We start from the raw sequence: 12,453 nt of genomic DNA on the forward strand, positions 1-12,453 counted from the left end.
TGATATCTACTGCATGTTTCCTTAAATCGTAGCCGATTTAAGGATAAAAACATGCAGCAATTCAAAGTGCTACAGCGACCTTTGCGCGTCTGATAAGACGCGCGGCGCTGTAGCGCATCAGTTCCACGAGAAAATCAACGGGATAGATGCAAATGAACAGAGCCGGGCGGTTTACCGTCCGGCTCTGTTCAGAGGCTAGTAATGTCGCACGAACGTGTTCGGGTGCGGTTTAGAGGCCCGCGGCGTAGAGATCCGCGTGCGACTTGAAGAAGCGATCGGTCGAGTAACGCTTGCCGAACATCATGTCGTGCTGGAGGAAGCGATAGTCGCGCAGCAGGGCCGGAACCTTTGGCTGACGGGACCATTCGGCGACATCCTTGCCGTTCTTGCGGATCAGCATGTAGCGGTCGACGACGCGGTACTGGTCGTGCACCTTGCCGAGGAAGCCGGTGTAGTAGGGATGCTCGTAACCGGATTGCTTGAGGATCTGGTAGGAGAGGAAGGCCGGGCTGATTGTGCCGACGTTCTTCTTCGGGCCAGTCTTGTTCGACCAGACGACGAGCGGAGTCTCGTGCTGCGCCTTCATCTGGTCCTTCGGGCCCTTGCGTTCCGCGGTTACGCCCTTCATGAAACCGGTGTTGGTATAGACGGTGTTCAGGGGCGGCAGGTGGTCGCCAAAGAGCACGATGATGGTTTCGCGGTCGCGTTCCTTGGCCCAATCCATCAGCTTCTTCAGGCTCTGGTCGGCTTCCTTGATGCCCTGAGCATAGGTTGCAAGCACCTGGCGGTCGCTCTCGGGCAGGTTGCCTTCGACCTTGATGGTATTCTTGGCATAGCGGTTCGCTTCATAGGGGCCGTGACCCTGCAGCGTGACCGCGAAGAAGAAGAACGGGTCGTCCATGGCATCGGCCTGGCGAATGATCTCCTTGGTCAGGGACTCGTCCGAGGCGAAGATGCCGCGCTTCTGCATCGGCGGCATGTTTTCCTCCGACTTGAAGGTATCGAAGCCGAAGGCCTTGTAGACGGCCGTGCGGTTCCAGAACCAGCTCTGGAACGGATGGATGGCGCGTGAAACGTAACCCTCGCCACGGAAGAAGGTGGCAAGCGACGGGATCGGATTGCGGATATACTGCTGGTACGGAATGCTGCCATAGGGCAGGAAGGCGTTCGAAAAGCCGGTCAGCGCTTCGAATTCGACATTGGCCGTCATGCCGCCGAACTCTGGCGAGAACACGTTGCCAGACTGCATCTCGCGGATCGTCGGCATCGGGTCGGGCGAAAGCTTGACGTTCGGCAGACGGGTCGGATCCCAGAAGGATTCGCTCATCAGCACGATGACGTCGGGCTTGCTGCGGTGGGAGGTGCCGGCCGGCAGCGGCTTGACCGGGATGCGATCGATCGCGTCGGCCATGTAGCCGGCGGGCGCATTGACGTTGGCCATCGGCAGATTGATCGCAAACGCCAGCGCAAAACCGTTGTGACGATAGTTTTCGGTCTGATCCCACATGATCGGGATGACCTTCAGGCGATCACGGATCCAGGAGAACTGGTTGTAATCCATGATGTGCCAGAAGGCGAAGAGCAGCGGCAGCGCAAAGGCTGCACGGGCGATGCGCTCGCGGCGCGAAAGCTTGGGGAAATTACGCCAGGCGTAGCGCAACAACAGGCCAATGGCGGTAACGGCTGCGATGAGACCGACAACGATGCCGACGGCAGTCCAGGGACGATCTTTGACCAGAACCGGCATCAACTCGAGGATCTGGCGGCCGAACAGGAAATCGGTCGGATAGAGCGGGTCGGACAGGAAGACCTGTTTCTGCTGGCAGATGATGGCCGGAATGATCGCAAGCGGCGCAAGGAGCACTGCGGACTTGTGTTCGCGGCCGAAAACGCCGTCGATGGCGAGCAGGATGAGAAAGAATGCGCCGATGGTGGTCCAGGCGGGACGCATTGGATCAATGAAATAGGCGACCGTGTCGGCCATGGACTGGCGCACGATCAACTCGACTGCAAAAACGAGCGCAGCCGCGATCGCCAGCGAGAACAATGCACTGCGTGCGGAGGTCAGCGTTTTGGCGTGCCGCGCGGCAAATCCGGGTCTACCAGCGTAGACTCGTGATCTCCTCGCTACGGCTGAATCGATATTGGCCAACATCTTCTCCAATTTCATCAATGTGTCGTTTAACTGTCATACGACTGTCATTTTGAACAGGGGATGAATGGCTTGTTCAGGGTGTTTGGAAACAGGTTTTCGCGACGTGAGGGCGTGCGAGCCTGCGGCCATAACAAGCCGGAAAAGCAGAATTTTTTGGAATTTTTCTCTTCGTCGCGATTGGCTGTGGGTATTTTGGCGCGGATTGCGCTAAAGATCGGGGCGAAAGTCAGACGCATTCGTTCGAGAACAGACCGACAGGCCCGCTCATGACCGCTCATAAAGCCGCTCCCACCCTGCTTCGTATCGCAATCGCCCAGCTCAATCCGACAGTCGGCGATATCGCCGGAAACCTGACGAAAGCGCGTGAGGCGCGCGCCGACGCGGCGCGCCAGGGCGCCGACCTCCTGCTTCTCACCGAGCTCTTCATTTCCGGCTATCCGCCGGAGGATCTGGTTCTCAAGCCTGCCTTCCTCAAGGCCTGCCTGCAGGCGGTGGAAAAGCTGGCGGAGGAGACCGCCGATGGCGGCCCAGGCGTCATTATCGGCTTCCCGCGCCTGGCTAGAACTGGGCGCCACAATGCCGTCGCCGTTCTCGATGGCGGCAAGATCATTGCGGTGCGTGACAAGGTCGATCTGCCGAACTACGGCGAGTTCGACGAGAAGCGGGTGTTCGACCAGGGCGAAATGCCCGGGCCGGTCAACTTCCGCGGTATCCGCATCGGCATTCCGATCTGCGAGGACATCTGGGGCGATCTCGGCGTGTGCGAGACGCTGGCCGAAAGCGGCGCCGAAATCCTGCTGTCGCCCAACGGTTCTCCCTATTATCGCGGCAAGGTGGACGTGCGCCATCAGGTGGTGCTGAAACAGGTGATCGAGACCGGTCTGCCGATGATCTATGCCAACCAGCTCGGCGGCCAGGATGAACTGGTGTTCGACGGCGCGAGTTTCGCCTTCAATACCGACAAGTCCCTCGCTTTCCAGATGAGCCAGTTCGAGGAAGCGCTGTCGATCGTCGAGTGGAGGAAGAGCGAGGATGGCTGGCACTGTGCCGGTGGGCTGAAATCGCGCCTGCCGGAACAGGAGGAGGCGGACTATCGCGCCTGCATGCTCGGCTTCCGCGACTACGTCAACAAGAACGGCTTCAAGAACGTGGTGCTCGGCCTGTCCGGCGGCATCGACTCGGCGATCTGCGCGGCGCTTGCCGTCGATGCGCTCGGCGAGGAGCGGGTGCGCACGATCATGCTGCCTTACCGCTACACTTCGAAGGATTCGCTGAAGGACGCCAAGGATTGCGCCAAGGCGCTCGGCTGCCGCTATGATATCGTGCCGATCGAAGAGCCGGTGCAAGGTTTTCTCGGCGCGCTTGCGGATATGTTCGAAGGCACGGAGACGGGGATCACCGAGGAAAACCTACAGAGCCGCACGCGCGGCACGATCCTGATGGCCGTCTCCAACAAGTTCGGCTCTATGGTGGTCACCACCGGCAACAAGTCGGAAATGTCGGTCGGCTATGCCACGCTCTATGGCGACATGAACGGCGGCTTCAATCCGATCAAGGACCTCTACAAGATGGAGGTCTACGGGATCTCGCGCTGGCGCAACACCACCGTGCCGCCGGGCGCGCTCGGTCCGTCCGGCGTAGTCATCCCGCAAAACATCATCGACAAGGCGCCTTCGGCCGAGCTTCGCCCCAACCAGACGGACCAGGATTCGCTGCCGCCCTATCCGGTGCTTGACGACATTCTCGAATGCCTCGTCGAAAAGGAGATGAGCACGGAGGAGATCGTGGCGCGCGGCCACGACGAGGCGACGGTACACCGCATCGAGCATCTGCTCTACATCGCCGAATACAAGCGCCGGCAGTCGGCCCCCGGTGTGAAGATCACAAAGAAGAATTTTGGCCGCGATCGGCGCTATCCGATCACCAACCGGTTCCGCGATCGGGGATAGACGGTGAGCGCATTCCCCGAAGGGCGGGACGGCAAGGAGAGCCGGCCGGAATTCACGGACGAGGAAATCCGACTGATCCGGCTGTGGTCGCTGAGCGACGTTTCTGCCGGCGGGCAGCTTTCGGCGCAGATCGCCTATTTCGCTACGCCGGCGGTGTTCGGGATCTATGGTCTTGCGACCGGCAGTCATGTCATCGTTGGCGTGGCCTTCGTCTGCATCCTGCTGCTGCTGGCCTGGGGTTTGGTCTCGACCTGGCGAGATCAGCGCAGTTTCGTCTTGATGCGGTCGATCTGCGCCAAAGTGTTGGCGGTGCTGCCGCCGGGCGAAGAACGCAAATAGCTGCGGTTGCGGCAGGAGAAGCGTATGCGCAGTTCCATCGAAACCTATGACATCGTTACCGCCGAGACACGCGTCGTCTGGCAGACGGAGCGACTGGTCGAAGCGCCGAACTGGTCGCCCGACGGGCAGTATCTGATCATCAACGGCGACGGGAGGCTCTACCGGCTGGCTCTCGACGGTTCGGCGCCGGCTGAGATCGACACCGTTTTTGCCCGCCTCTGCAACAACGATCACGGCATTTCACCTGACGGAAGCACGATCGCGATCAGCGACAAGACCGAGTTCGGCAAGTCGGCAATCTATCTGCTGCCGGCTTCGGGCGGCACTCCGCGGCTTGTCACGCCCAACCTCCCGTCCTACTGGCACGGCTGGTCGCCGGATGGCGGTACACTGACCTATTGCGGTATTCGCGACCAGGTCTTCGATATCTATGCGATCTCGGCCGAGGGCGGCGAAGAGCGGCGGCTGACGCAGGGCGAGGGTCGCAACGACGGGCCGGACTGGTCGCCGGACGGGGCATGGATCTACTTCAACTCCAGCCGCACCGGCCGTATGCAGATCTGGCGCGTTCGTCCTGACGGCACCGACGTGCAGCGAGTGACCGACAGCCCCTATGGCGACTGGTTCCCGCATCCGTCGCCCGACGGAAAGCACCTTCTGGTTCTCTCCTATGACGGCGATGTCTTCGATCATCCGCGCGACCTCAACGTCCGTCTGCGATTGATGGATATGGATGGCAGCAACGCGCAGGAGTTGTTCGAACTGTTCGGCGGGCAGGGCATGATGAACGTTCCCAACTGGTCGCCCAAGGGTGATCGCTTTGCTTTCGTTCGCTACGAACCGGAAAGCTGAGAAGACTGGACAAGAATATGGGCTGCGTGCTAGCGATCGTGTCGTTCGCAGGGCGCACCCGATCCGCGGGAAGGGCCAGACCCACCTGTTTCACTGAACTTGGTTGCCACACCTCTTTTCAGTCTGTGGGCGCGGATACCGGACGTGAATGAAAGGAGGTCTTTCATGATCACGCGCGATCTTCCCGCGAACGCTACCCTCGATTCCATCCGCAAGCAGGCCAAGGCTTTTCTAAAAGCCCTGAAGGCCGGCGATGCCGCGGCCCGCCAGCGGACGCTTCCCTATTTCAACCAGCCGGCCGCGATCGGCCTGCAGGATGCCCAACTGGTCATCGCCCGGGAGTTCGGCTTTTCCAGCTGGACGAGGTTGAAGGCGCATCTCGAACGCGCCCAACCGGGAAAGCCTGCGGCAGAACAACTTACCAACCGTTTCCTGGCTTTGGCGACTGTGTCCTACTTCGCCGACATCGCTGCTGACCCGGAGCGGTATGTTCAGGCGAAAGCTCTGCTCGAAGAACATCCTGAAATCGCTAGAGAAAGCATCCACGTCGCTGCCGCACTCGGCGACGGCGAAGCTATCGACCGGTGGCTCGACAAGGACCCGAAACTCGTCGGCAAGCGTGGCGGCCCCTACGATTGGGAGCCTCTGCTGTATGCGGCCTACGCTCGCGTTCCCGGCAGGTCTTCCCTTGCTGCGGGTCAGCGGCTTATCGCGCGTGGCGCCGATGCCAATGCCTTCTGGATGGATGACGGACAGTATCGCTTTACCGCGTTGACCGGCGTCTTCGGCCAGGGCGAGGCGGGCAAGGAGCGGCAGCCGGAACATCCGGATTGCATCGCCTTTGCCGAACTCCTGCTCAAGGCCGGTGCCAAGGCCAATGACAGCCAGGCGCTCTACAATCGCATGTTCGAACCTGACAACACCTGCATCGGGCTTCTTTTGCGGCACGGACTGAGTGCGAAGGACAGGAACAACTGGCTTGTCCGCGAGGACGGCCAGTTGATCGAGAACAGCGAAAGGGTCTTCGACTATCAACTGGCCTGGGCGCTGGAAAAGAAGATGGCGGACCGCGTGCGGCTGCTGGTCGAACATGGAGCCGACGTCAACCGCACCGTGAAGGGCCGCACGCCCTACCAATGGGCCGGGCTCGGCGGTGATGCGTCGCTTGCCGACTATCTGGTGGGTCATGGCGCTACGGTCACGGAACTCACCGATGTCGATCGTCTCGCGCGGGCGATCGGTGAGGGAAGTGCGGCGGAGGCAAAGGCGCTGGCGGCCGGGGATGCGACGCTCGTTTCGCGCACGCAGGCGGCCCATCCGGCGATCCTGCATGAGGCTGCGGGTGAAAACCAGCCGGCCCAGGTGGCGCTGATGCTGGCGCTCGGCTTCGACGTCAACCGCATGACCTCGCGCACGCCGCTGCACGAGGCGGCGTTGCACGGGCATATCGAGATGGCGAAGCTGCTGCTTGAGCACGGCGCCAACGCCATGGCGCGCGACCCGTACCATCATGCGCCGCCGATCGGCTGGGCGGAGTACAACGGCAAGGCCGATATGGTGCGCTTCCTCGAAAACCAGCCGCTCGACCTGTTTGCCGCTGCCGCCTTCGGCAAGGGGGAACGGGTGCTCGAGATCGTCGATGAAAAGCCGGAACTGCTCGACATCCCCTTCGGTCAGTTCCGGGGTCGCGGGCGGCCAACCCCGCAGAGCGACTGGATGACGCCGCTTGCCATTGCCGTCGTCAACAGGAGGCCATCCGTGGTGAAGCTGCTGCTCGAAAAAGGCGCGAACGCCAACCTGCGTGATGGCACCGGCACACGCTCGATCCGCGACCTGGCGCGGGACGAAGGCAATGACGAAATCGTCTTGTTGTTGCGTCAGGTGCTGCAGTCCAACTAGCAGTCGCACGACTGCTGATTGCCGGTTTTACTAGGCGGTTGAAGTCTTTAAACCTTTTAATACCAGCTTGCTTAAACTAAATTTCTGCTTTGATCTTTAGGGTGGCGTCTGACCGGTGCCACCCTTCGCCTTTGACGGCTGGTCCGGTGAGGGGGCGTTGGCGTGATCGAGCAAAAGTTTCGGCAATCGAAGCGCAACAAAGCGGTCTGGGCGATCCACGCGGCCTGTACCTTGGTCGCGATTCTGACGATCGCCAGCCTCATCTACGTACTCAATCGTTCGGTGGCCGAGGCCGATCGTTACGGCCTTTATGCGGAACGTCGGCTCGTGACCAACGAATTTCGGCATCAGATGGACGCCGCCGTGCAATTCCAGGCGCAAATTTCCTTCTGGAACGACACCTATGCCGAACTTGCGGCGGGACGCCTGAGCGATAGCTTTGTGGCCCAGCAACTGACCGGTTGGCTGTGGGAGGATTACGGCTTCTCCTGGCTGATCTTCAGCGATGCGGAGGGACATGTCTCTACCGCCTTGAAGGACGGTCTGGTCGTGCAGGCCGAAGCGGCGCGCACCCCGCTCAAGGAGGTCGATGATCTGCTCGACGAGGCCCAGCGCCGTTACGACAACGCGCTGAGAAACAGCAACGGGACCTACACGCTCGATATTCCCAAGCCCGATCGACAATCAGTAACGCCGATCGTGCCCGGCATCCATTCTGTCGATATGCGCCAGATCGAGGGGCAGATGAGTATCGCGGTCGTTCAGGCCGTGATCCCTGAAACGCTGCAGCTTCCTGCCGACCGCCGCAAGCCGGTGTTCATGGTTTCGGTTCGCCCGCTGACGGCGCGGTCGCTGCGGGAGATCGAGGCAAAGCTCGGCGTGACTGGTCTTACCTTCGTGCCGCTGTCTGAGCGGCCGGCCGACAGCGTGCACGTCTCCGCCGGCCGGTGCGCGGACGTGTCGTGCCTGGTGGTCGCCTGGACGCCCAAATCGCCCGGCGGCTTCGTCCGCGCGGAGATCCTGCCGAGTGTCATCGTCATCGCGATCCTGGCAACATTGCTGATGGCCTTCGTGGCGCTCAGGTTCTCAACCGTTTTCACCGCCCTGCAACAGAGCGAGGCGCGAAACCGCCACATGGCGAAACACGATCGTCTCACGGGGCTCTTCAACCGCAGCGGCTTCGACGAAGTGCTCGCTGCGGCTCTGCTCGACGTCAAGAACCGTCCGTTCGCGCTGATCTTTGCCGATCTCGACGAGTTCAAGGCCGTCAACGATGAACACGGCCATGCGGCGGGCGACGCAGTCTTGGTGGCGATGGCCGACCGGTACCGCCAGCGGGTTGGTGCGCGGGGAACTGTTGCCCGTCTCGGCGGCGACGAATTTGCCGTCATCCTGCGGTCAACCGGCAAGGATGCGTCCGAGCTTGCCGCCGGTCTCGTCAACGATGCGCAGACGCCAATCGAGTTCGAGGGTCAGCTGCTGCGTATCGGCGGTAGCATCGGCGTGGCCTTTGCGCCGAAGCATGGCCGGACGGCTCGGTCGCTGCTGGCTGCGGCCGACGAGGCGCTCTATCTCGCCAAGCGACGGGGACGCAACCGCGTCCAGACCGCAGACGACGTCGCGGCAGTTGGTGACGCAGCCCCGGACAAAGAGACTGACAGACGCCAAGCTGGCTGAACTGTCAGGTGAGTCTCGTTTGGTGGATATGGTCGTCGTCTGAACGGCTGAAACGGCCGCCGAGTGGAGCGGTCACCCACAAAAGCCGGGCGTCATTGTCGCTGGTCGAAATGCAGGCGTGGCCGAGCCGTGCATCGAAATAGACGGCGTCGCCGGTCTTCAGCACCGCTGGCGCGTAGTGTTCGGTGTAGAGGGTGATTTCGCCGTCGAGAACATACATGAAGTCCTCGTCGTCATGCCGGTCCCAATCCGGAAACTGGTCGAGCGATCGCGCCCTGACCTGAACCTCCACGACCATGAAGGCGGTGTTGCGTACCTCCTCCATCAACAGCCGCAGACCATAGTTCGGGGTCTCGTGGCGCGTGCCATCGTCCTTTCGGGTGATGCTGCGGCGGCCCGCCGGCGGGCTCGCTTCGCCGGAGGCGAGAAAACTCAGAAGATCGAGCGAGAAACCGGCCGCCAGCTTCTGCATGGCGTGGAACGTCGGCGACATCTCGTTGCGCTCGATCTTCGAGAGCGCCGAGCGGGAGAGACCGATGCGCTGGCTTGCTTCATCGAGCGTCCAGTCGCGGGCGATCCTCAGTTCCTTGACCCGAGCGCCAAGTTCGCTCGGCCGCTCCTCGCTTGAGCGCAATCGCTGTTCGGCCGGTCGGCGGGTGATGGTCAGATTTGGCATGGCGTCTCCTCGATCCCTTCATATGAGCAAACGTCTCGATTCTCAATTCTGTTGACGAAATCCACTATAGTAGATAAATCCCGATTGCGAAACTTAACGGGAGGACGAACTGTGATCAACATTCAGGAAAGCAGATACGGCGTCGATGAATTGCTGGTGGCCGATGCGGAGGCGGATGAGCGGCGATGGCTGCCCTTCGGCGACAGCGCTTTCACGCTGCCCTTGCTGTTCGATGTGCGCGGCGGCAGCTGGGTCAGCATCTTCAAGGCGAAGGGAGCCGGCACGATCGAGCGGCATCGTCATTCCAACCCGGTCACCGGTTGGACGCTGGAGGGCACTTGGGGATATCGTGAGCGCGATTGGATCGCACGTCCCGGCACCTTCATCTTCGAGCCGGCAGGCGACATCCATACGCTCTACGTGCATCCAGAGGCCGGGCATATGAAGGCGCTGTTTCATGTGTTCGGCCCCCTGGTCTATCTCGATGAGGCCGGCAACGCCGAAGGTTATGACGACGTGCTCGTCAGGCTCGATCGGTATGCGGCACACTGTAAGTCGGTTGGGCTCGGCGAAGATTTCGTCCGCACACTGATCCGATAGGGGGAAATGACCATGCATGCATTGGTTTTCGACACGTTCGGCGAGCCGGAGGTTCTGAGCTACCGTGAGGTTGCCGACCCGGCCGTGCCATCGGGCCACATCCAGCTGGCGACGCGGGCGATCGGGCTGAATTTCGCCGATATCTACCGGCGCAAGGGCAACTACACCCTCGCGGGCAAGGCGCCGCACATCGCCGGCTACGAAGGGGCAGGCGAGGTCATTGCCATCGGTGAAGGCGTCGAAGGCGTCGCCATCGGTGATCGGATCGGGTTCGCCGACGTGCCGTTTGCCAATGCAACGCGGGTGACCGTGCCGCTGGATCGGGCGATCCCGCTTCCTGATGATATCGGCTTCGAGGCGGCGGCAGCGCTTTTGCTGCAGGGGCTGACAGCGCAATATCTGGTGGAGGACAGCTACAGTGTGCGGGCGGGGGAAACGGTCCTGGTGCAAGCGGCAGGCGGTGGCGTCGGGCAGTTGCTGATCCGGCTGGCCATCGCGCGGGGCGCCAGCGTCATCGCGATGGCCTCGACACTGGAGAAGCAGGCGCTCGCCAAGGCTGCGGGTGCTGCCTATGCGCTCGGCTATGACGAGGGCTGGCCGGACAAGGTTCGAGCCCTGAGCAACGGCGGCGTCGATGTCGCCTATGATTCTGTTGGAATAACCCTGCTCGACAGTCTTTCGGCGGTGCGTTCGCGCGGAACGCTCGTAACGTTCGGAATGGCAGGCGGCCCGGCACCCCTGGTGGATCCGCGTTATCTTATGGAACACTCCAAAACCCTTGTCGGCGGCGATCTCTGGGATTTTCTGACCGATCGGCAGCAACGGCTGAGCCGGGCAGAGCGGCTGTTCCAGGCGCTGCGCGACGGCGTCATCGAGCCGCCGCGCATCGAGACCTTCGCGCTCTCGGACGGGGCGGCGGCGCATGCCCGGCTCGAGGACCGACGTTTCTCCGGAAAGATCGTGCTTTTGCCTGAATGAGAAAGGGCCGCGCGTAGCGCGGGATCTGGCCCATGAGGACAAAGCTTTAGTATGCCTGTTTGACGGGAGGCTCGTTCAGATCTCCCTCATTCCGGCCTTGTGCCGGAATCCAGCGAGCTGACGTCCGTCAGGGCAAAAGGCTCTTCAGCCCAAGGACTTGGGCTGGCTAGATTCCTGTGACAGGCACAGGCATGAGGGAGATGTTGGCTAACGCCGAGCCTTCCCGGTTTCCTGCCATTGTTAGAACTGACTTCGTTAGCAGTCTGATACCCCGCGTCGCCGCGGCTTCTGTACTCGGCTCAAGCGACGGGCACGTTGTAGGGCGTGATCACCTCGACGGCCGACAGCCGGCTGCCGCCCAGTTTTTGGCCGGCACCGCTCCGTCGGGCGAGAATGGCCCGAAAGGTCATGCGAGCATCGCTTCGCAGGTCGTGATGCAGGACGAAATGGATCCGGCGCTGGCGCAGCAGCGCCAGATTGTCCTGGTCGAGGTCATGGGCGATGAACAGCGCGCAGTCGCGACCGAGGCGCTCGAAGGCGGCCAGCACGGCGCGATTGCCGCCACCGATCGAATAGGCGGCGTTGATGTCGGCGTGCTCTGCAAGCGCCTTTGCAGCGAGCACACCCGTCTCGGCGTCCTTGCCATGGCCTTCGCTGATCTCGACAATGCGGATTGCCGGATAATGTTCGCGTAGCACCCGGCGAAAGCCGATTTCGCGTTCCTCCTCACCACGAAAACGGCTGCTTGAAATCGTCACGAGCACGGTTGCTGCGTCCCCGGCGAACCGCTCGCCGACGAGGTAGGCAGCGGTCTCGCCGGCCGCACGGTTGTCGGCCCCGGCATAGACGGTGCGCGCCGAGTTCGGCAGATCGGTGACAAGCGTGACGACGGCAATTCCCGCCTGTTCGAGGCGGGCGACGGCGCCAATGATTTCGGGCACATCCGGTGCCTTCAACACGACGCCGTCGGTTCCGCGCAGACGGATGCGGTCGAGCAGCTGGACGATGTCGTGTGGACGCATGGTCTCGGCGAAGTGGAAGCGGCAGCGGAAGGTCGTTGGCATGAAAGTCGGCGCCTCGGTTTCGAATGCCTGCCTGACTGCCTCGGTGAAGCGCTCCGGTGCCTCCATCACGATGTCGATCGCGCGCTTCTGGCCTTGAATTTCTGATGCCGATTGCTGCTTCTCCAGTTCGCGGATGGCCGCCTGTACGCGGGCTGCCGTCTGTCGGCGCACGCCGGGACGATCATTCAGGACGCGATCGACGGTTGCGGTGCTGAGTCCCGCCTGAAAGGCGATGTCCTTGACCAGAAACGGGTGAGCCAACGC

Annotated in this window: 11 protein-coding genes; 7 read left to right on the forward strand and 4 right to left on the reverse strand. The window is 61.8% G+C overall.

Features of this window, described 5'->3' with window-relative positions; translation table 11 throughout:
* Window positions 1–229: 229 nt before the first annotated feature.
* Together ABIE33_RS19345 and ABIE33_RS19350 are read right to left on the reverse strand one after the other, a co-directional pair.
* Window positions 230–2,152: an LTA synthase family protein gene (locus tag ABIE33_RS19345; protein WP_429128172.1), complete on the reverse strand. Its 1,923-nt coding sequence runs from the start codon at window positions 2,150–2,152 to the stop codon at window positions 230–232.
* Window positions 2,153–2,199: 47 nt separating this feature from the next.
* The gene (locus ABIE33_RS19350; protein WP_429128175.1) at window positions 2,200–2,433 is read right to left on the reverse strand and encodes a hypothetical protein; all 234 of its coding nucleotides are present in this window, start codon (window positions 2,431–2,433) and stop codon (window positions 2,200–2,202) included.
* Between ABIE33_RS19350 and ABIE33_RS19355 the strand changes: the two genes are divergently transcribed.
* The 5 genes from ABIE33_RS19355 (at window position 2,422) to ABIE33_RS19375 (ending at window position 8,871) form a co-directional block, all read left to right on the forward strand.
* Window positions 2,422–4,104 carry an NAD+ synthase gene (locus ABIE33_RS19355; RefSeq protein ID WP_429128178.1) on the forward strand — a complete coding sequence of 561 codons (1,683 nt, stop codon included), beginning with the start codon at window positions 2,422–2,424 and terminating at the stop codon, window positions 4,102–4,104. The genes ABIE33_RS19350 and ABIE33_RS19355 overlap by 12 nt on opposite strands.
* Window positions 4,105–4,107: 3 nt before the next feature.
* Window positions 4,108–4,443 (forward strand): hypothetical protein, encoded by a 336-nt coding sequence (locus ABIE33_RS19360; protein ID WP_429128180.1) that lies wholly within the window; start codon window positions 4,108–4,110, stop codon window positions 4,441–4,443.
* Between the two features lie 24 nt (window positions 4,444–4,467).
* A complete protein-coding gene (locus tag ABIE33_RS19365; protein ID WP_429128182.1) occupies window positions 4,468–5,295 on the forward strand; it encodes a TolB family protein in 828 nt (275 codons plus the stop codon).
* Window positions 5,296–5,460: 165 nt separating this feature from the next.
* On the forward strand, window positions 5,461–7,194 hold the full coding sequence (locus ABIE33_RS19370; protein WP_429128184.1) for an ankyrin repeat domain-containing protein: 1,734 nt from the start codon (window positions 5,461–5,463) through the stop codon (window positions 7,192–7,194).
* Between the two features lie 162 nt (window positions 7,195–7,356).
* Window positions 7,357–8,871, forward strand: a complete 1,515-nt coding sequence (locus ABIE33_RS19375; RefSeq protein ID WP_429128187.1) for a diguanylate cyclase domain-containing protein — start codon at window positions 7,357–7,359, stop codon at window positions 8,869–8,871.
* A gap of 4 nt (window positions 8,872–8,875) precedes the next feature.
* Here ABIE33_RS19375 and ABIE33_RS19380 read toward each other — a convergent pair whose 3' ends face one another.
* On the reverse strand, window positions 8,876–9,547 hold the full coding sequence (locus ABIE33_RS19380; RefSeq protein ID WP_429128189.1) for a helix-turn-helix domain-containing protein: 672 nt from the start codon (window positions 9,545–9,547) through the stop codon (window positions 8,876–8,878).
* Between the two features lie 111 nt (window positions 9,548–9,658).
* Between ABIE33_RS19380 and ABIE33_RS19385 the strand changes: the two genes are divergently transcribed.
* Window positions 9,659–10,147, forward strand: a complete 489-nt coding sequence (locus tag ABIE33_RS19385; protein ID WP_429128192.1) for a 2,4'-dihydroxyacetophenone dioxygenase family protein — start codon at window positions 9,659–9,661, stop codon at window positions 10,145–10,147.
* Window positions 10,148–10,159: 12 nt separating this feature from the next.
* Complete coding sequence (locus ABIE33_RS19390) at window positions 10,160–11,125, forward strand: quinone oxidoreductase family protein (RefSeq protein ID WP_429128195.1); 966 nt, start codon at window positions 10,160–10,162, stop codon at window positions 11,123–11,125.
* A gap of 299 nt (window positions 11,126–11,424) precedes the next feature.
* Here the strand turns inward: ABIE33_RS19390 and ABIE33_RS19395 are convergent, their stop codons facing one another.
* Window positions 11,425–12,450 (reverse strand): LacI family DNA-binding transcriptional regulator, encoded by a 1,026-nt coding sequence (locus tag ABIE33_RS19395; protein WP_429128198.1) that lies wholly within the window; start codon window positions 12,448–12,450, stop codon window positions 11,425–11,427.
* Between the last annotated feature and the right edge of the window lie 3 nt (window positions 12,451–12,453).

The organism is Ensifer sp. 4252, from assembly GCF_050434565.1.
Taxonomy (GTDB): domain Bacteria; phylum Pseudomonadota; class Alphaproteobacteria; order Rhizobiales; family Rhizobiaceae; genus Ensifer.